Origin of the sequence: Pseudoduganella sp. RAF19, from assembly GCF_052114165.1 — a bacterium.
Classification (GTDB): domain Bacteria; phylum Pseudomonadota; class Gammaproteobacteria; order Burkholderiales; family Burkholderiaceae_D; genus Rugamonas.
The window spans coordinates 337,769-357,299 of the sequence record NZ_JBFREF010000004.1 but is presented as its reverse complement, the minus strand read 5'-3'; the positions used below and the strand labels follow the sequence as shown (position 1 = coordinate 357,299).

The following is a 19,531-nucleotide window of genomic DNA, read 5'->3' as shown; positions in this document are numbered from 1 at the left end:
GGCTTTATTCGGCCGCCAGCAGCTTGGGCAGCCCTTTCGATACAGCCTGGCGGGTAATCAGCTGCAGGTATTCCAGCTTCTTTTGGGGCGTCAGATTATTCCAGGCGAAGAGGTTGGCGTCGTCGGTGGGCGCCGGGGTCAGAATGCGCGCCTCCTTTTGCGATACTTCCTTCACCACCTGCAGGGTTTTGGCGTCCACCAGCCGCAGGTGCAGATAGGCCAGCGGCATCACCAGGCCGGTGGCGGTGCTGTTGTCTGGACGCCCGGTTGTGCGCGCTTCGTTATCGACGAAGAAGCCGATGCCATCGGCCTTCCCCATTGTCATTGATGTATTGGTGAATTTGACGTCGACATCGCCGTGTCCAGGCGTGACCACGATGACGTGGGTGATGTCTTTGCCCTGCCACATGCTGGCCAGGCGCTCGCGGCTGGACGCGTTCTGGTCCGGCTCTTCAAACATCGCGTTGCCGGACCTGAGCAGCTGCGCGTCCATTGTCAGCAGCGGCAGCACCGTGGCATCGGGCTCGTTCTTCTTGATGACGGCAGTGGCTGCCTTGATAGCCGCATCGTCCAACACCGGATTATTCAATGCGACGACCTGCTTGTTGTTTGGACCCTGATTCGTTCCCGTGCCAGTCACATAGGTCAGCACCGAGACATTGGCGCCTGCCAGCGAAACGATGGCGTATTTGTGCGGCGTTTGAGCATGGGCGGAGGCGGCGGCCACCACGCTGACAATCAAGGCAAAAGCTTGTTTCATGGAATCCCCGAAAAGTTTGGAAATACCAATTTAACAATAAATTACTTATTTTTCAATATTCCTGAGTGAAACTTTTATTACTATCGATAAATTTTAATTTCTTGAGGTTTCTTAAAATAAAGCTGACATGCGGAACGAAACCATAAAATCTTGTTGCGCGAAACCTAAAATAATTGGAATATTTGTCGACAACAAGTTTACATCTGGCACATCGTCTCCTAGACTGAGTTTTGTTGGCACCTTTACGGAAGGAAAGAACCATGCGCACTGCAATCTGGCACTCCTGGGCCCGTATGTCCGGCGTCCTGTTCCCTGCGACTGCTGCTGCACTCTTCTTCACTCCACCAGATTCCAGCTGGGTCGTTACCCTCGCCACCGCCGCCATCGCTTCGGGCGGCACCTGGATCTATCTGCGCGACAGGCACGTTTAAGAGCGTCCCCGCTACAATGGCGGGATGCTCTCAGAATTTGACCTGATCAAACACTATTTCGTTCGCCCAGGCCGCCGCAAGGCCGCATTAGGCATCGGCGACGATTGCGCCCTGCTCGCCCCGTCGCCGGGGATGCAGACCGCCATTTCTTCCGACATGCTGGTCGAGGGCCGGCATTTCTTCGCGGGCGAAGACCCGCGCCGCCTGGGGCACAAATGCCTCGCCGTCAATCTCTCCGATCTCGCTGCCATGGGCGCCCGCCCGGTAGGCTTCACGCTCGCTCTGGCCCTGCCGGCTGCGGACCGCGATTGGCTGTCCGCGTTTTCCGCCGGCCTGTTTGCGCTGGCGGACGCGCATGACTGCGAACTGATTGGCGGCGATACCACCAAGGGACCGCTGAATATCTGCATCACCATCTTCGGCGAGGTGGCGCCGGGACGTTCCCTGCTGCGCAGTGCAGCGCAGGTGGGGGACGATATCTGGGTGTCCGGCACGCTAGGCGATGCGCGGCTGGCGCTGGCGGGGTATCGCGGCGAACTGGCACTGCCGCCGGAGCAGCTGGCCGCCGCCGGCACGCGCATGCATATGCCAACGCCACGCGTGCAGCTTGGGCTGGCATTGAGCGGCATTGCGCATGCGGCGATCGATATTTCGGACGGGCTGGCGGGTGACCTGGGACATATCCTCGAGCGTTCGGGCGTTGGTGCGGTGCTCGATGTGGATGCGCTGCCGGCAGGGCCGGTGCTGGCCGGGCAACCCCTGGCGCTAAGACGCGCATTTGCGGCGGCGGGCGGGGATGATTATGAGCTGTGCTTTACGGCGCCGGCGTCGGCGCGCGAGGCGGTTATTGCCGCCGGCGCGGCCAGCGGCACCGCTGTCACGCGCGTGGGGCGCATTGAGGCCGCGCCGGGCCTGCGCTTCAGCAACGCGGCAGGCGCCACCCTTGATCTCAAGCTGGGCGGCTTCGATCACTTTACGGCGGCTCAATGAGCCGCCCTACGCCTCGTTTGGTTTTCGGCTGATCAATGCCCCGCCGCACACGCATCGTAGGGCGGATCATCGATCCGCCGTGCATGCCTCGTGATGGCGCGTCACTGGCCGCCAATGGCCGTGTTGTCCTCGCCCGGCTCGCCCGCGCGGCGGCCGCTGCCGTGCATGAGCCAGTAGTGGTGGAAAGCGAGGCGGATATTGTCGCGCAACTGCGTGTCATCCCAAGGCTTGGTGTAGAAGCGATAAATCGCGCCGCGATTGATCGAATCGAGTACCGCCTCCAGCCCCGTATAGCCGGAAAGGATAATGCGTATCGTGTCCGGATACATCTCCTTCACCTTGGCCAGAAACTCCGTGCCGCTCAAAATCGGCATGCGCTGGTCGCACACGATCACCTGCACCGGATACAACGCCAATAGCTCGAAGCCCTCAGCCGGCGACACCGCCGTCAGAATACGGTAGCCATCGCGGCGGAACAGGCGGTGCAGCGACGACAGCACATTGACATCGTCATCCACCAGCAGCAAGGTTTGCGGCGGTTCGGCCGCCTGGTTCGGGTCCGGCGGCAGGCATTTTCCGGCCTCGACGAGCTGCCCCATTTCGCCCGCAGGTATGGGACGGCTGAAGTAATACCCCTGGATCTCGTCGCAGCGATTACGCCGCAAGTATTCCAGCTGCGGACGCGACTCCACACCTTCCGCAATCACGCGCAGCTTGAGCGAGTGCGCCATGCTGATGATGGCCAGCGCAATCGCCGCGTCATTCGGATTGGTCGTGATATCGCGCACGAATGCGATATCGATTTTCAGTTTGTCGATCGGGAAGCGCTGCAGATAAGCCAGCGAAGAATAGCCTGTACCGAAATCGTCGATGGCCACCTTGATACCCAGTTCCTTCAAGGCGCCCAGCACCTGTATGGTGCGCTCCGCATTCGACATCAAGGCCGTTTCCATCAACTCCAGCTCCAGCAACTCCGGCGGAACCTTATGCCGCTCCAGCGATTCCTTCACCTCGTGTTCCAGATCGCCCTCCACGAACTGGCGGCTCGAAACGTTCACCGCCACATGCACCTGTCCAACGGGAGAGCGCATCCACGCCGCGATCTGGCGGCAGGCCGACTCGATGATCCACGTGCCGACGCGCACGATCAGTCCCGTATCCTCCAGCACCGACACAAACTCCGCCGGATACACCAGCCCATAGCCGGGACGATTCCAGCGCAGCAGCGCCTCCGCGCCACTCACGCGGCCAGTATGCAGATTCACCTTGGGCTGGTAGTACAGCTCCAGCTCATTGTTCTCCAGCGCGCGGCGCAGCGCCATTTCGAGATCGAGGCGCGCCAGCACCTGCACGTTCATTCCCGCCGTGAAGAAGCGATAGCCGTCGCGGCCCGCCTCCTTGGCCCGCTCCATGGCCGTATTGGCGTATTTCACCAGCGTCTCCGGGTCGTTGGCGTCGTCGGGATACATGGCAATACCAATTGACGCCGTCATCGTGGCCTGACGCCCATCCAGCTCGAACGGCGCGCGCAGCGCTTCACGCACTTCGTTCGCTACCAGCACCGCATCCTGCTGGTCACGTGTCATGGTCAGAATCAGCGCGAACTCGTCGCCGCCGAGACGCCCAACGGTGTCGCGAATGCGCACGCACTGCACCAGGCGATTCGAGAAATCGCGCAGCAGTTCGTCGCCCGCCGCAGCGCCCAGCGAATCATTGATATTGCGGAAGCGGTCCAGGCCAATGAACAGCACCACGATGCGCCATTCCTTGTCCTGCGCCAGCTCGATCGATTCAGCCAGCGTCTGGAAGAACAGCGTGCGGTTGGGCAGGCCGGTCAGGCTGTCGTAATGCGCCATATGACGCAAGCGCTCTTCCGCCAGACGACGCTCGCTGATATCGCGCGCCACGCAGATCAAAGTGCTGCCGGAGGATTCGCCTTCGCCGTGCTGCTGCCAATACGCCTCCACCGGCACCGTGACCAGATCGGCGCGCGTCAGCTCTGTTTCGAACAGCTCGGGCGCCCTGGACGCCGTGTTTGCGGCTTCACGCGCAGATTCGGCGCACTGCTCCAGCACCTCGCGTCCACCCAGGCCAATGCGGGCCGGCTCCAGCGCGAGCAGCTGCTCGCGCCCATAACCCAGCATGCGGCAGGCGCCATCGTTCACGTCCACCAGATGCAAGCTGCCGGAATCGATCAGGAAGATGGCATCCGCCGTCGCATCCATCGCGCTGCGGAAGCGCTGCAGCTCTGCCGTCCGTTCGCGCACGGTTTGCTCGAGCAGCGTGTTGTAGTCGCGCGCCTGGCGATGCAGCAGGCGCACTTCCAGCAGGTTGCGGATGCGGGTCAGCACTTCCACCGGATCGAAAGGCTTGCTGACGAAATCGCGCGCGCCTGCTTCCAGCGCGGCCAGTTTCTTGTCCGGTTCCGCCGTCACCACCAGCACCGGAAGATAGGCATCCGGTTCCAGCGGCTTCAGCGCATCCATGACGTCGAATCCGTTCATGCCGGGCATGTGCAGGTCGAGGATGATGATGTCGTAGCGATTCTGTTCGTGCCAGGGCGCCACCACGCGCGGGTCGGTGGTCGAACTCACCTGGGTGTAGCCGGTCGATTGCAGCAGGTATTCCAGCAGCTGCACGTTGACGGGCTGGTCATCCACGATGAGGATGTTGGCGTTCAGGATATCGGCTCGCGTAATCACGTCGGCGTGCTCCTTTCCTTCTCGTTCCTGCGGGAGAGGAACGCTAAAGTGCTGTTGATGGCGTCAGTAAATTCGTCGATGTTGATCGGCTTGATCAGGTAGCGGAAGAACCCTGCGGCCAGGCCTTTCTCCACATCGCGCGGCATGGCATTGGCGGTCAGTGCGATCACCGGAATCTCCGCCGTACGGGGATCGTTGCGCAGCAGCTTCAGTGCGTCGATGCCGTTCACGCCGGGCAGATTGATGTCCATCAGGATCATGTCCGGCAAATGGGCGCGCGCCAGCTCGATGCCAAGATGGCCGTCCGGCGCCGACAGCAGCCGCAGATCCGGACGGAAGCTGATGATTTCTTCCACCAGTTTCAAATTGGCCGGATTGTCTTCCACGTACAGCACGGTGGCTGGTTCGTTTTCGCTATGTTCGCGGGTGCTCATGGCCGCACGCTCGCCGCCCTGCTCCACGCGCGATGGCACGGGACTGGTGGCTTTCAGTTCAATCCAGAACATGCTGCCCACACCGAGACTGCTGGTCACGCCGATGGTGCCGTTCATCAGCTCCACCAGCCGCTTGGTCACGACCAGGCCAATGCCCGTGCCTTCTTCCGCCCCGCTTTCCTGTCCCAGCCGATTGAAGGGCTGGAATAGCATGCGCACCTGCTCCGGCTGCAGGCCCATGCCCGTGTCCTGCACCGAAACGCGCAACAGTCCCGGCCCGCTTGGACTGCAATCGACCACCACGGCGCCACCTTCGCGGTTGTACTTGATGGCATTCGACAGCAGGTTTAGCAGGATTTGCTTGAGACGCGTGCGGTCCGCGTTTACATTGGCCAGGCATAAGTCCGGGAACAGCAGACGTATGCCGCGCTGTCCGGCCAACGGCCCTACCATGCTCTCGCACTCCTGCAGGATTTCATTGAGCGCCACCGGCTCCATCGACAAGGCCACTGCACCGGATTCGATCTTGGCCAAATCCAGGATCTCGTTAATCAGCGTGAGCAGATGGCGTCCCGACTTCAGGATGTGGTTGGCGAATTCCTTCTTCTGCTGCAAGGTGGACGGTAGCTTGTCCGATGTCAGGATTTGCGCGAAGCCGAGAATCGCGTTGAGCGGCGTGCGCAGCTCATGGCTCATGGACGACAGGAAGGCCGACTTGGCCTGATTGGCGCTCTTCGCTTCTTCCATCGCCATCGCCAGCTCGCCGTTGGCCTTTTCCAGCTGGAGCGTACGTTCGTGCACACGCTTTTCCAGCTCTTCGTTCAGGCGCATGATTTCCTTTTGCGCCTCGCTGCGCTGCTCGGCCTCGCGCGCGATTTCGCGGTTGGAGTTCTCCAGTTCACGCGTGCGTGTTTCGATCTCGCTCAGCATCTTGTTGAAGGAATCGGCCAGGTCGGCCACTTCATCGTCAGACAGACGCGCGGCGCGGCGCGAGTAATCACCGGTCGCCACCACCTCGCGCGCCACATCGGCAATGGCCAGCACCGGCTGGGTAATCACGTGATTCAGGCGCCGCATCAGCAAGTAGGCGATGCCCATCGCCAGCAAACTGGCCAAAATGGCGATGATCAGGTAATCGACAAAGCGGCTGAGGATTTCATAATCGGAGCGCAGATAGACAGTGCCCAGCAACTCGCCATTGTCGCGAATCGGACGGAACATGATCATCTTGCCGTCCTCGAACTCCACGCCTTCTTCGCCCGGCGCGCGCGGCACGGTGACGTCGTGCGTGGGCGCGACATAAGCCGCGAACAGCTGGCCGCGTGCATTGTAGATGGCGCCTGCATAGATCTTGGGGCGCAGGCGCAGCAGAGACAGATTCTCCTTTGCCAGGCGCTGGTCGTCGAAGGCCAGTGCCGGTGCGCTCATGTGGCCAAGCAGTTCGGCCTGGGTGCTCATGTCGCCGATCAGGGTTTGATGGTAGGCCCGCAGATCGTAGGCGATCACCGTGCCCACCGACACCAGCAGCGCCACCAGCGTGACCAGCATGACCACGCCCAGCAGCTTTCGTCGCAGCGAGCGGCGCGCACTCATGACGCCACCTGCTGAACGCGCAATGCCGCCTGCAACATGCGCGCGCTGATGCGCAAGTGCGCTGTGGCGGCGTTCTTCAGTGCCACCTCGAAGCGCAGACGCTCATCGACCATGACGAAATTGATGATGCTGCCCATGGCCTGGCTCTCGTCGGCGTCGCTCACGGTCAGCACCGCCTGGCCGCGGCAAGCGGTCATCCACTCCTGGGCGTTGGCCTTGTCCAGGGCAGCGCTGACAAATAGCATGTGCAAGCCAGCCACACTCTCACCGCGCTTCAGCCGCTTCACCTGCAACGGACGGCCATTGGCGTTGCGTCCTGCGACCGCTGCCTCCAGTTGATCGGCCAGCGCATCGGCGCCAGCCACGCCGATGACGACCGGGCTGTCCGGTTTGGCGAAGCTGCCTTCCGGCCATTCGACGAAGCCTGCGAACTTGTATAGATAAGCTGCCTTGACCTGGCGTTCCAACACGCTGCCGGCCTGGGCGGAGGCGAATAAAGGAAAGATGGCCATAGCCAGCATGATTAGCCAGCCGCCGGGAATCTTTTGCCTGTGAAAGGAGTGCAGGGGAGCCACCTTGCCTCGCGCGCCGGGGTTGTTCCCCCTATTCTATCGTTGAGTATAAGAAAGCAGCGCATTATTGAGAAACCGCGTCATTGCAGCCTCTCCCGGCTAGCAATTGACATGTGATTCTGGCCTGGACAACACTTTTTGCGGTGCAGCGTGGTCAAGCGCTGCGGTGGCGAGCTAGAATGAAGCCATCGGAATTCGAAGCCAAAAGGAGAGCCTATGACTGTCGACATCAACCAACTGGCCGCCCAAGTGGGCAAGGCTCTTCAAGACAAAGGCTTCCTGCTGGCGACCGCAGAATCCTGCACCGGTGGCGGCGTATCTACCGCCATTACCGAAATCGCCGGCTCGACCGGCTGGTTCGACTGCGGCTTCGTGTGCTATTCGAACGCGTCCAAGAGCGAGATGCTGGACGTTTCCGCCGCGCTGATCGCGCAGTTCGGCTCCGTCAGCGAGGAAGTGGCAGCCGCGATGGCGCAGGGTGCGCTGGCGTCCAGCAATGCGCACGTGGCGCTGTCCACCACCGGCATCGCCGGCCCGACCGGCGCCGTGCCGGGCAAACCGGTAGGCACCGTCTGCTTCGGCTGGGCCAATGGCGATACCGTGCACACCGAACGTCTGGTGTTTTCCGGCGACCGTCACGCGGTGCGCGAGCAGACCGTGATCCACGCCCTGCAAGGCCTGCTACGCTTTATTAATTGAGCAGGGAGCTGCGGCGAGCGGCGTGCTGCTCGTCCGGTTCGAACAGCGTGAGGCCGGTAATCGCCCGGCTGGCCGCCACGTAGAAATAGCGCCGTTCTTCGGCCATATCCCCCCCCCGCGGGAACTGGCCCTGCTCCAGGCAGGGCAGCAGTACCTGGGCCCATTCCCTCCCCTTCGCGGCCTGCACTGTGGTCAGCACCAGCTGGCGGCGTTCGCGCAGATAATTCACTTCGGCGCGCGTGCGGTCCTGGCGCTGCTTCAGGTCTTGCAGGAATTCGGCGGCGGAGCGCTGCCCTCCACGCTCGGCGAAGGCGATGAACGCGCGGATGGTGCGCAGCGCAGAGTCGGCGCGGCTATGGCTGACGAAAGCCGTGCGCGTGGCGGCAGGCAGGTCCAGTGCCTGACTGGCCAGCGCCAGCAGTTCGGGCGCACTGGCTTCCGCAGCGCGTTCCTTCAGCATCGTCACCACTTGGCGGAAGCGCTGCTTCCAGCGCAAGGTGGTCGGGCTATCGCCTTCCTTGTCGGCACACAGCACGCTGGTGAACAGATTGTCCAGCGCCGATGGCTGCGCCACGACGTCATTGCGCGCCATTTCCAGCCAGCTGCCGCTGCCATAGATTTCGTGGCCGGTTTCCCAGTCGGTGCTGGCAGCGGAGACAGAGAGATAGACCAGCAGGCTGTCCACCATGCGCTCGCAGCTTTCCTTGTCGCCCTTCAGCGTATCGTAGTCACCGCTGGCGATGTGCAGCAATGCGCGCAGCATCAGGATTTCAGGACGCAGCAGATAGGATTCGACGCCATCGCATACGTAAGGCACGGCGCGGTCCAGCAGCAGGTTTTCGATATCCACCGTCTGGTCGGCCTCGCGCAGGATCACGGCGACATCGGACAGCTTCACGCCATCCGCAGCCAAACCCGCAGCGCGGTCGGCCACTGCTGCCGCGCCTTGGCCCGGCGCATACTGCACGCGGCGCAGTTCGGAATAAGTGTCCGCATGCGATTCGAAACGGCAGGCAGGCAGCACCTGCCTGAGCAATTTGGCGATCGACACGCCGCAGCGGCGCGACTGGCTCAGTGGCAGGCGCTCTGTGCGCGGCCACGCCAGATCGAAGGCTTCGGCCGAGAACTGCGGATCGGCGCCGCGCTCTGCGTTGATGACCTGATGGCGGTCGCCCACTACCACCAAGCGCGCGTCGCGTCGGAATAAGCGCAGCAGCTCGAATTCGGCGGCGTTCACGTCATGCCATTCATCGACCAGGCAGAGGTCCGCCTGCGGCAGCGCATCCAGCGCGTAGGGATTGCGGCGCAGGATGGCCACAAGATCGGTCACCATATCGGCCGGGCTTTGCCACACGTAGAACCCTTGCTGCGGCTGGCGGCGGCGTTCGAACTCGCGGCAGATCTCGATCGCTTCGCGGTCCACATTGAAGCGCTCGGCCAGTTCCTCGACGCCGTAATCGTCAAAGTCCTCATCGTCAAAAGATAGCGAAGCCAGCGTGGCCTTCAGCGTCGAAAGCAGTTGCAGCATTTGCTCGATGCGCGGCGTGCGGTATTCGAAGTCGAAATCGAAATCGGTATAGCCGCGCTGCTCATACTTGTTCCATACCGCGTTGGCTGCTTCCACCACGTGCGGGCGCAGTTGCTCGGCGCTGGCGAGGCGCGATGGCTTGTCGAAATAGCTGCCCTGGATCAGACGATTGAGCAGCGAGCGCGCCAGGCCTTCCACCGTCAGCACGGTGACCTTGCGGCCGGGCGCCTCGTCGCGCAGCTTGTCCTCGAAGCGGATGCGGGCTCCGTCCGAGAAGCAAAGGCCCAGCACCACGCCCGGCTCGCGTGCCGCCAGCATGGCCAACGTGGTAGTCTTGCCAGTTCCGGCGCGCGCCTCGATCATCAGCGTGGGCGCGCGGGATTGCAGAATGGCTTCCTGTTCTTTTGAAGGTATGACTTGCATGACCCGTATTCTAACCGCGCTGGCGCTGGCCGCCGGCGCGATGTCCGCCGACGCCGCGCCGCTGACCGTGTTTGCAGCGGGCGATATCGCCGACTGCCGCTACTCCCGCGCCGAGTATTCGGGCGCCGCGCAGACCGCTGCCATCATCGCGGCGGGCGATCCGCAGGCCGTGGTTCTGAGCCTGGGCGACCATACTTACCCGAACGGCAAGCCAGCCGAATTCACGGAATGCTATGAGCCGACCTGGGGCCGTTTTAAATCGCGCACCCATCCTACGCCCGGTAACCACGAGTATTACAGCGGCACGGCCAATGGTTACTATGATTATTTCGGCAACGCTGCCGGGCAGCGCGGCCGTGGCTATTACAGCTTCGACATGGGCGGCTGGCACTTCATCTCTTTAAACAGTGAAATGAAAGGCGAAGAGCACGAGCGCCAGCTCGTGTGGCTAAAAGACGACCTGGCGGCCCATCCGGCGCTCTGCACCCTCGCCTACTGGCACTCGCCGCTGTATAGTTCTGGCGGGCACCCCATGACCGACCACATGCGCGAAGCCTGGCGCCTGCTGTACGAAGCGGGCGCGGAGCTGGTGTTATCTGGCCATGATCACGACTACGAGCGCTTTGCGCCGCAGGACGATAAGGGCCAGCGGGACGACGCGCGCGGCCTGCGCCAGTTCGTGGTCGGTACGGGAGGCGCCTTTCTCACGCCCTATCGCTGGACGGTGGATAACAGCGAAGTGCGCCAGAACTGGCGGGTGGGTGTGCTGAAGCTTAAATTGAAAGACAATGGCTATGAATGGGAATTCCTGGCGGCCGATACAATGCGCCCGGGTTCGCAGGAACGGGAGGCTCGCGACAGCGGCGCGGCATCCTGCCACAAATAACAGGAGCAAGAATGCAAAACACGGTTCACTTCGTCCTGCAGGGTAAGGGCGGCATCGGCAAAACGCTGGTATCGACCATCCTCGCACAATGGCTGAAGTCCAAAGGCGACACCCCGCTGCGCTGCTACGACACCGACCAGGAAAACACCACCTTCTCGCGCTACAAGGCGCTGGACGTGAAGCACATTCCCGTCATGACGGAATCGCGTACCATCGATCCCAAGCGCTTCGACTCGCTGATGATCGATATCCTGGAAGCGGACGGCAACTGCGTGATCGACAACGGCGCCAATACCTTTTCCCCGCTGCTGGCCTATCTGATCGAGAACGACTGCTTTAACCTGCTGGAAGAATCGGGCCGCAAGGTCTACATCCACACCATCGTGGGCGGCGGCGATACGCTGCATGATACGGCGATGGGCTTCGTCTCCACCGCCAAGTCCACCCATGTGCCACTGGTACTGTGGGAGAACGAGCATTTCGGCCTGCTGCAATCGGCCTCCGGCAAAGCCTTCATCGAATCGCAAACCTACGCCGACAACTCCGCGCGCGTGCGCGGCCGCGTGGTGCTGGCCCAGCGCAATGCCGATACGTTCGGCGCCGACGTGAAAAAGATGAACACTGCGCGTCTGACCGTGGACGAAGTGAAGTCCAGCGACAAGTTCAACGTCATGGAAAAGCAGCGCATCAAGGTCGTGTTCCGCGACCTGTATGAGCAGCTGGACCTGGTGAACTGGTAAGTCGCCATGGACCGCGCCAAACTGCGTAGCCAGGTGTTCGACAAGACTGGCATCAAGGTCGATGTGGACGATCCCATCTTCGCACTGGTGGCCCTGAATGAGGCGGTGCTGGAGGAAACGGTCGACCGCCATCTGGAGCGCATCGAAGCGGCTTCGATGGAGCTGGCGCAGCATGCACGCAGCGCGGGCGGCCTGCCGCCGGCGCGCGCTGCTTCCGCGGCGGCGCATTCCGAATTCGAGCCGGCGCCCGCGGTGCCCGGCGTGCGCCCCATCGCAACTTCCCACCAGGGATTCTCGCCGCGCGAACTGCGCCTGCTGGGCGCCGCTGCGGGCATCGCGCTGGTCGCCGCACTGGTGGTGCTGGCGGGACAAGCCATGTTCCGCAGCGCGCCTGCACTGACGCCGGCGCAAACCGCCGCCATCGCCCGCGCTGAAAAGCTCGACAAAGTCCTGCCTACCCTCGACGCCAAAACCCGAGGCGCCGTGGAAGAGGCACTCGCCAAACCCTGAACCGCTGGTGGCAGGCACATCGTGCCTGCCACCTGTTTTACGCCGTGGGTTGTGATAACATATGAAGACCTATTCATATGTTAAGCTATGGCGATATTTCCTGACAACGACGGCTCGGTGGCGCAGTTGGCCGACCTGTTCCACTTGCTGGGCGATCCGACGCGGCTGCGCATCGTGCTGGCTTGTGTGGAAGCGCCGATTGCGGTCAGCGAGATCGCGTCCAGCCTGCAGCTTTCCAGTTCCCTGGTAAGCCACCACCTGCGCCTGCTGCGCGCGGCGCGCATCGTGAAGTCCGAGCGCCAGGGCAAGCAGGTTTTTTACACCGCCGCCGATGCGCACATCAGCGGTGTCCTCCACGATATGCTCGAACATATCGCTGAACCACCTAACGGGAACGAGCCATGAGCGGCCACCATCATCATCACGGCCATGGCCACGACCATGGGCATCACCATCACCACGGAGAAGTCAGCCACGGCAAGGCTTTCGCCATCGCCATCGCGCTGAACGCCATTTTCGTGGCCGTGGAGTTCTTCTACGGCTTCCTCGCCAATTCGACCGCGCTGATGGCCGATGCGGGCCACAATCTGTCCGACGTGCTGGGCCTCGCACTGGCCTGGGCCGCTGCGATCCTGGCCGCGCGCAAACCGTCCCCACGCTACACCTATGGCCTGCGCAGCACCTCCATGCTGGCAGCGCTGGTGAACAGCATGCTGCTGATGGCCGCTTGCGGCGCCATCGCATGGGGGGCCGCGCAACAGCTGCTGCATCCGGTACCGGTGCAGGGCCTGACCGTATCCGTGGTTGCGGGAGTGGGCATTCTGGTGAACGGCGTCTCGGCCTGGATGTTCATGGCCGGCAGCAAGGACGACATCAATATCCGCGGCGCCTACCTGCACCTGGCAGCCGACGCGGCGATTTCGCTGGGCGTGCTGATTTCCGGCCTGCTGGTGATGTACACCGGCTGGAAGTGGCTCGACCCGCTGGTCAGCCTGGTGATTGTGCTGTTTATCGCGAAGAGCACCTGGTCCATGCTGCGTGAATCGATGGACATGGTGCTGGCTGCCGTGCCGCTGAATGTCGATCCCACCGAAGTGGAGCAATTCCTGCGCGCGCGCAAGGGCGTGACCGCCATTCACGACCTGCACATCTGGTCAATGAGCACCACTGATGTGGCGCTCACCTGCCATCTGGTGATGCCGGGCGGTTACCCGGGCGATGCGGCGGTTGATGAAATTGCGCGCGAGCTGCGCGAGAAATTCTCCATTCATCACACCACACTGCAAACGGAGCAAGGCACGACGGAGCATAATTGCTGCCTGCAATCGGGCGCCGAGGAAGAGAAGCACGGCCACGATCACGATCACGATCATCATGATCATGGCCACGCCCACCACGATCACTAATCAGCCAGCCCCGCAAACAGTGGGGTACTGAGATAGCGCTCGCCGAACGAGGGAATGACGGTCACGATCATCTTGCCCGCATTCTCCGGCCGGCGCGCCACCTGCAGCGCTGCCCACAGCGCCGCACCTGACGAAATCCCCACCAGCAGCCCCTCTTCCGCCGCCGCGCGGCGCGCGGTGACGAAGGCGTCATCGTTTTTCACGCAAATCACTTCGTCATAAATTTTGGTGTTCAGCACCGCCGGCACGAAGCCCGCGCCGATACCCTGGATCGGGTGCGGTCCCTTGGTCCCTTTCGACAGCATGGGCGAAGCTTCCGGCTCCACCGCAATGCACTGGAAGGACGGCTTGTGTTCCTTGATGATTTCACCGACGCCGGTAATCGTGCCGCCGGTGCCCACGCCCGCAACGAGAATGTCGATCTGGCCATCCGTATCGCGCCAGATTTCTTCGGCGGTGGTGCGGCGGTGCACTTCGGGATTGGCGGGGTTGTTGAATTGCTGGAGCATCAGGTAGCGCTTGTCCGCGGCCACCATTTCTTCGGCGCGGCGAATCGCGCCTGTCATGCCTTCGCTGCCCGGCGTCAGCACCAGTTCCGCCCCATAGGCACGCAGCAGCGTGCGGCGTTCCTTGCTCATCGTGTCCGGCATCACCAGCGCACATTTGTAGCCGCGCGCAGCGCACACCATGGCGAGCGCGATGCCCGTGTTGCCGCTGGTCGGTTCGACGATGACGGTGTCGGGATGGATTTGCCCGGACGTCTCGGCCGCCTCGATCATCGAGAGGCCGATGCGGTCCTTGACGCTGTGGGCGGGATTGTAGAATTCCAGTTTGGCGAGCAGCTGCGCCGGTGCGCCCGCAGCCATGCGATTGATGCGCACCAGTGGCGTATTGCCGATCAGCGCCGTGACGTCGTTGGCGATATTCATATGGTCTCCTCCTCAGCCGGGATGGAGACCAGTGTAACCTTATTTAACGTCCAGCAGTTCGACGTCAAAGATCAACGCGGAGTTCGCCGGAATCATGCCGACCGAGCGTGGACCGTAGGCCAGTTCGGCGGGAATAATCAGGGTGCGCTTGCCGCCCACCTTCATGCCGGCGACGCCCTGGTCCCAGCCTTTGATCACTTTACCGGCGCCCAGTGCGAATTCCAGCGGCTCGCGGCCCTGGCCGATGGAAGTGTCGAACTGGCGACCCTTGCCGTTGCGCGCCAGCGGGCGATACAGCCAGCCGGTGTAGTTCACGCGCACGGTGGCGCCGGCCATGGCTTCCTTGCCTTTGCCGACTTTCACGTCGTTGACGATCAGTTGCTCGGCAGGCGGACCGGGTTCGGCGGAACCTGGCACGATCGGCGCCGGTGCGGCGGCAGGTTGGGTGGCAGCGGCGGGATTGGCGGCTTGCGCGTCGGCGGAGGTCGACGGCTGCGCGGCGGCGGCCGGCTGGGCTGGCGCAGCTGCTTGCTGGGCCGGGGTCTGGGCCTGCGCCAGCGAGGCGGCGGCCGCACAAATAAATGCGAACAGAACGGAGCTGCGGGTCATCGTGTATTCTTCCTAAGGGATATCCAGGGCGGCATCATGATAGCAAATCACTCAAGCCTCAAGCTGTTTTTCGCGCTCTGGCCGGACACGGCCACCCGCGCCGCCCTCGCCCGCCTGCAGGCGCCCGTCGCAGGACGCCATACGCCACAGGCGAAATTGCACCTGACCATGGCCTTCCTTGGGCAGCAATCCGCCGATGCGCTGCCGGCGTTGTTCGATATTCTGGAGACGGTGGCTGTGCCGCCGATGCGGCTTGTTGTGGATTGCTACGGCTATTTCACCAAGCCGCGCATTGCCTGGGCGGGCATGAACGAGCCGCCTGCGGCGCTGCTGGAAATGCAGGCGGAGTTGATGGCGCGGCTGGAGGCTTCAGGATTTTCAGCGGCCACGCATGGAGCGTTCAAGCCGCATGTCACCCTGGCGCGTGAGGCCCGCGAAGCGCCGCCCGGCCAGCCGCCATCACCCGTGACGTGGGATGTGCGCGAGCTGGCGCTCGTTGAGTCGGATACGGCGACCGGCCAGTATCGGCCGATCAGCCGCGCACGCACGGCGGGTCAATGACCCGCCCTACGCCCTGCTGGATCGATCACCGGCTTGTCGTAGGGCGGATCATTGATCCGCCGCCTCGGCGGCGTGTACCTCAGCCGGGGCGTTGGCCTGCTCGGCGAGCTTGCGCAGCAAATGTCCCGCCGCGACCATGCCGAAGGTCGCCGTCACCACCATCGCCGAGCCGAAGCCCGCGCAGTTGATGCCGGTAATGCTGGTGGTCGGTATGCGGTCATCGCCATCGACGGAGCACACTTCGCCGGTTTCCGGAAACTTCAACGGCTCCATCGAAAACACCGCATCCACATTCAGCTTGTTCTTCGAATTCGGCGGATAGTTATACTGGCTACGCAAACGGCGTCGCACCTTTTTCAGCAAGGGTTCCTGCTCGGTCTTCGACAGATCGCGCACTTCGATGCGGGTCGGGTCGGTCTGGCCGCCCGCGCTGCCGATCACGATCAGCGGAATGGACTTGGTACGGCAGTAATGCACCAGCGCCGTTTTGGCCTTGGCCGAATCCATGGCGTCGATCACGTAATCGTAGTCGTGCGAACCGATCATCTCGTCCAGATTGTCCGGCGTAACGAAATCTTCGATCTGCTCCACCACGCAGTAGGGGTTGATCTGCGCGATGCGCTCGGCCAGCGCGGTGATCTTCGCCATGCCGACGGTGGAAGTCAGCGCCTGGATCTGGCGGTTGATATTCGACTCGGCCACGTTATCGAGATCGATCAGGGTCAGGCGGCCGACCGCGGAGCGCGCCAGCGCCTCCACGATCCACGAGCCGACACCGCCCACGCCGATCACGCAGATATGCGCGGCGCGGAAACGGGCCAGGGCTTTGTCGCCATACAGGCGGGCAATGCCGCCGAAGCGGCGTTCGAAGTCGATGTCATGCTCATCGACCAGTTGGGTATTCAGGGAACTCATCCCGCCATTTTACCGGACACCCGCTACAATGATTGCCTTGGTGCGACACGCCGTCGCGATCGCCGCCTTCGCGGCATAGAGTATTACGCAGCACTACCATCTTGCACGTCACGCGGCAAGTCATTGATTTTATTGATCTTTGACTGACATGAAAGCCGTGGGCTCCCGAATTGCGTCCGCAATAAGGGTTAGAAACCAGATCAACACAACGCAATAGAGCGGCGGGTAATTAGGCCCAAGATCGCAAGTTCGCCTGTCGATTTTGACGTCAAATCGCTCAGTTTTTCGTTCGCAAAAGCACCTCGTGTTGTTTCAATGCAACAAGTCCAAAACAAAATTCAACGTCGCGGATTCCCTGATTTTAGGGATGTTGCAAGGTTGGCTCCGCTCGGGGCTCGTAAACAAGATGGCTATTCAAGATCGCGCAAACTCTGAGATGCCTTGTCACACCCGCCTCCCGTAGGCGGGGCCGTGACCGGGTGTACGATCACCTGTCACCTATTCGGACATGCGCTTCTGGCAACGGAAGGGTTTGAAGCTCCGATGACAATGTACCCCCGCGTAAGCGGTGACCTCCCATGTGAATGAGGAGGTCAGAGACTGTTAGCAGCAATACGGTTAAGGGGCTAGGTGAGGCTGTATGGGTAATGTAATGTGAACTGACGTTTGAACCCTCGTGAACATTGACAGGCTTAAGCTGCTGCTGGCCTGAACCAAAAGGTGTGTGGTTGGTTGTTCCCTTCAAGGCTGGGAACACGTCGTCATCAAACCACCGGGGGAGAGTCAGACCCTAAACAGTCACGTGCGGCGCAGTATGGCCGTGCTGGTATCACAGGGAACGTGGTAAGCCCGACTCGCCGCCTGCCCCCGAACATTGGGGCAGGCAAGCAACCCGCGAGGGGAGCCCATGGCGGAGCGGGTATGGGAGGATGGAAAAAGCGAACGCCTGCCTGTAATGGGTGGGATAGGGATTCGAGATTTGTCTCACGCGAAAGCGGGCAGACTTCCATCTGGTGTAATAGTCGTTAACGAACACATAGACGAGTAGTTAGATTTTTCACAGTCGCCCGAAGGGATGCAGTTCTTCCCTTCGGGGCAGAATTGCGTCCTCGGCGGGCATCTCTACACCGAGGAACAGCAATGAAAGAAATCGAAAGCAATTTAGATTCTGCGTCCTCACACATTCCGACTGAATGGGCTGCCATAGATTGGCGGCGTGTTCAAAAGAATGTAAGAGTCATGCAGATTCGACTAACGAAGGCGACACAGGAAGGCGACTGGCGCAGGGTGAAATCCCTACAACGGTGGCTGACCCGCTCGTTTAGTGCGAAAGCACTGGCAGTCAAACGAGTGACAGAAAACCAAGGCAAACGTACCGCAGGTGTAGACCGGCAATTATGGGATACACCGCCGCAGAAGTTTGCGGCAATAGCGCAGTTGGAGAAACGTGGATATCGGCCCCTGCCACTAAGGAGGGTCTACATCCCTAAGGCCAATGGAAAGGAACGCCCCTTGGGCATTCCGACCATGAAGGATCGAGCCATGCAAGCGCTGCATTTGCTGGCGTTCGACCCAGTCTTGGAGGCAGTGAGCGACCCGAACTCTTATGGATTTCGGAAAAACCGCGCCACTGCCGACGCAATGAGCCAGTTGTTCATCAAGTTGTCCCAAAAGGCTTCGGCCCGGTGGGTACTGGATGCGGACATTGAAGGCTTCTTCGACAACATCAATCATGACTGGCTGATCAAACATGTCTGTATGGACAAGGAGATTCTCCGGAAATGGTTGAGGTCAGGTGTAGTCGACCGGGCGCAATTGCTGGCAACCACAGCGGGAACCCCACAGGGCGGCATCATCAGCCCTGCATTGGCAAACTGGACGCTAAATGGTTTGGAGACGGGACTGCTCAAGCACCTTAGTGCGAAGTTTGGTACGTCAAAAATCAAAGGGCTCAAAGTTGGTGTAATACGATACGCGGATGATTTCGTGGTTCCAGGCGGTTCAGTAGAACTGCTTGAAACAGAAATCAGGCCATGGATAGAAACCTTCCTCGCACAACGAGGTCTGCGACTGTCTGAGGCCAAAACCAAGATCGTAAGCATCGACCAGGGCTTCGATTTCCTCGGATGGAATTTCAGGAAGTACGATGGAAAACTGTTCATCAAGCCGAGTAAGAAGAACGCGAAATCGTTCTACGACAAGCTGAGGAAAATCATTGGCGAGCATTTGATGGTCCGGCAGGAAGACTTGATCCGGCTGTTAAATCCAGTTCTACGCGGTTGGGCGCAGTATCACAGCCCCGTAGTAGCCAAACAGGCGTTCTCGCGCATGGAGTCGTTGCTGTTCTGGCGACTGATGCGGTGGGCCAAGCGCAGGCATCCGAACAAGAGTGTCGATTGGATTAACAAGAAGTACTGGCGGCCAATCGGTGATCGAAAGCGGGTATTTGCTGCGGACGTTGTAACGAAAGATGGCAAGAAAGGTGTAATGGAACTGTACTCGTTAGCGAGTACAGCTATTGAGCGCCACAAGAAGGTCATTGGGGAGTACCACCCCTATGATCCGCAATGGGAAGCATACGGTGAAACTCTCCGGCAGGAACGCATGTTGAAAAACATGAGCTACCGAAAGGAGTGGGCCAAATTGTATGCGGACCAGCGCGGCCTGTGCGCGCTCTGTGAATGCGAGATGGACATGGACACAGGATGGCACGACCACCACATTGAATACCGTGTGATGGGCGGGTCGGACGCCCTTGGAAATCGCGTACTATTACACCCCAACTGCCATACTCAAGTGCACCGCCTTGGGTTAAAGGTTGTGAAACCGGTTCCTGTATAGGG

The 19,531-nt window shown here is 61.2% G+C and carries 18 protein-coding genes; 10 read left to right on the top strand and 8 right to left on the bottom strand.

The features are described from left to right. Window positions 1–4: 4 nt before the first annotated feature. Window positions 5–760, bottom strand: coding sequence for a hypothetical protein (locus AB4Z19_RS12835; protein ID WP_442028419.1), 756 nt, complete (start codon window positions 758–760; stop codon window positions 5–7). 260 nt (window positions 761–1,020) lie between these two features. Here AB4Z19_RS12835 and AB4Z19_RS12830 point away from each other — a divergent pair, with 260 nt between their 5' ends. Together AB4Z19_RS12830 and thiL are read left to right on the top strand one after the other, a co-directional pair. Further along, window positions 1,021–1,191: a hypothetical protein gene (locus AB4Z19_RS12830; RefSeq protein ID WP_442035373.1), complete on the top strand. Its 171-nt coding sequence runs from the start codon at window positions 1,021–1,023 to the stop codon at window positions 1,189–1,191. 24 nt (window positions 1,192–1,215) lie between these two features. Beyond that, a complete protein-coding gene (gene thiL, locus AB4Z19_RS12825) occupies window positions 1,216–2,181 on the top strand; it encodes a thiamine-phosphate kinase (RefSeq protein ID WP_442035372.1) in 966 nt (321 codons plus the stop codon). 101 nt (window positions 2,182–2,282) lie between these two features. Here thiL and AB4Z19_RS12820 read toward each other — a convergent pair whose 3' ends face one another. Genes AB4Z19_RS12820 through AB4Z19_RS12810 form a run of 3 tightly spaced genes read right to left on the bottom strand, consistent with a single transcriptional unit; the run spans window position 2,283 to window position 7,422 of the window. Beyond that, the gene (locus AB4Z19_RS12820) at window positions 2,283–4,883 is read right to left on the bottom strand and encodes an EAL domain-containing protein (protein WP_442024493.1); all 2,601 of its coding nucleotides are present in this window, start codon (window positions 4,881–4,883) and stop codon (window positions 2,283–2,285) included. Beyond that, a complete protein-coding gene (locus AB4Z19_RS12815) occupies window positions 4,880–6,910 on the bottom strand; it encodes an ATP-binding protein (protein WP_442024491.1) in 2,031 nt (676 codons plus the stop codon). Before AB4Z19_RS12815 ends, AB4Z19_RS12820 begins: the two co-directional genes overlap by 4 nt. After that, window positions 6,907–7,422 (bottom strand): YfiR family protein, encoded by a 516-nt coding sequence (locus AB4Z19_RS12810; RefSeq protein ID WP_442035371.1) that lies wholly within the window; start codon window positions 7,420–7,422, stop codon window positions 6,907–6,909. The genes AB4Z19_RS12815 and AB4Z19_RS12810 overlap by 4 nt, the downstream gene beginning before the upstream one ends. 276 nt (window positions 7,423–7,698) lie before the next feature. On the opposite strand from AB4Z19_RS12810, the gene AB4Z19_RS12805 reads away from it, so the two are divergent. Beyond that, window positions 7,699–8,181, top strand: coding sequence for a CinA family protein (locus tag AB4Z19_RS12805; protein ID WP_442024487.1), 483 nt, complete (start codon window positions 7,699–7,701; stop codon window positions 8,179–8,181). On the opposite strand, the gene AB4Z19_RS12800 is transcribed toward AB4Z19_RS12805, so the two are convergent. After that, complete coding sequence (locus AB4Z19_RS12800) at window positions 8,174–10,132, bottom strand: UvrD-helicase domain-containing protein (RefSeq protein WP_442035370.1); 1,959 nt, start codon at window positions 10,130–10,132, stop codon at window positions 8,174–8,176. The genes AB4Z19_RS12805 and AB4Z19_RS12800 overlap by 8 nt on opposite strands. On the opposite strand from AB4Z19_RS12800, the gene AB4Z19_RS12795 reads away from it, so the two are divergent. The 5 genes from AB4Z19_RS12795 (at window position 10,131) to AB4Z19_RS12775 (ending at window position 13,674) form a co-directional block, all read left to right on the top strand. After that, window positions 10,131–11,018 (top strand): metallophosphoesterase family protein, encoded by an 888-nt coding sequence (locus tag AB4Z19_RS12795; RefSeq protein WP_442024483.1) that lies wholly within the window; start codon window positions 10,131–10,133, stop codon window positions 11,016–11,018. The two genes, AB4Z19_RS12800 and AB4Z19_RS12795, sit on opposite strands and share 2 nt — an antisense overlap. A gap of 11 nt (window positions 11,019–11,029) precedes the next feature. After that, window positions 11,030–11,758, top strand: a complete 729-nt coding sequence (locus tag AB4Z19_RS12790; RefSeq protein WP_442024481.1) for a hypothetical protein — start codon at window positions 11,030–11,032, stop codon at window positions 11,756–11,758. 6 nt (window positions 11,759–11,764) lie between these two features. Further along, the gene (locus AB4Z19_RS12785; RefSeq protein ID WP_442024480.1) at window positions 11,765–12,268 is read left to right on the top strand and encodes a hypothetical protein; all 504 of its coding nucleotides are present in this window, start codon (window positions 11,765–11,767) and stop codon (window positions 12,266–12,268) included. 87 nt (window positions 12,269–12,355) lie between these two features. After that, window positions 12,356–12,673 (top strand): ArsR/SmtB family transcription factor, encoded by a 318-nt coding sequence (locus AB4Z19_RS12780; RefSeq protein ID WP_442024478.1) that lies wholly within the window; start codon window positions 12,356–12,358, stop codon window positions 12,671–12,673. Next, window positions 12,670–13,674 carry a cation diffusion facilitator family transporter gene (locus AB4Z19_RS12775; protein ID WP_442035369.1) on the top strand — a complete coding sequence of 335 codons (1,005 nt, stop codon included), beginning with the start codon at window positions 12,670–12,672 and terminating at the stop codon, window positions 13,672–13,674. The genes AB4Z19_RS12780 and AB4Z19_RS12775 overlap by 4 nt, the downstream gene beginning before the upstream one ends. Here AB4Z19_RS12775 and cysK read toward each other — a convergent pair. Both cysK and AB4Z19_RS12765 read right to left on the bottom strand, forming a co-directional pair. Beyond that, window positions 13,671–14,603, bottom strand: a complete 933-nt coding sequence (gene cysK, locus AB4Z19_RS12770; protein WP_442028093.1) for a cysteine synthase A — start codon at window positions 14,601–14,603, stop codon at window positions 13,671–13,673. The two genes, AB4Z19_RS12775 and cysK, sit on opposite strands and share 4 nt — an antisense overlap. 39 nt (window positions 14,604–14,642) lie before the next feature. Beyond that, window positions 14,643–15,212, bottom strand: a complete 570-nt coding sequence (locus AB4Z19_RS12765) for an FKBP-type peptidyl-prolyl cis-trans isomerase (protein ID WP_442035368.1) — start codon at window positions 15,210–15,212, stop codon at window positions 14,643–14,645. Between the two features lie 36 nt (window positions 15,213–15,248). Here AB4Z19_RS12765 and thpR point away from each other — a divergent pair, with 36 nt between their 5' ends. Then, window positions 15,249–15,773 carry an RNA 2',3'-cyclic phosphodiesterase gene (gene thpR / locus AB4Z19_RS12760; protein WP_442028096.1) on the top strand — a complete coding sequence of 175 codons (525 nt, stop codon included), beginning with the start codon at window positions 15,249–15,251 and terminating at the stop codon, window positions 15,771–15,773. Window positions 15,774–15,821: 48 nt separating this feature from the next. On the opposite strand, the gene tcdA is transcribed toward thpR, so the two are convergent. Next, a complete protein-coding gene (tcdA, locus tag AB4Z19_RS12755; RefSeq protein WP_442028098.1) occupies window positions 15,822–16,688 on the bottom strand; it encodes a tRNA cyclic N6-threonylcarbamoyladenosine(37) synthase TcdA in 867 nt (288 codons plus the stop codon). Between the two features lie 1,140 nt (window positions 16,689–17,828). Between tcdA and ltrA the strand changes: the two genes are divergently transcribed. Then, window positions 17,829–19,529: a group II intron reverse transcriptase/maturase gene (ltrA, locus tag AB4Z19_RS12750; RefSeq protein ID WP_442022307.1), complete on the top strand. Its 1,701-nt coding sequence runs from the start codon at window positions 17,829–17,831 to the stop codon at window positions 19,527–19,529. The last annotated feature ends 2 nt before the right edge of the window (window positions 19,530–19,531 follow it).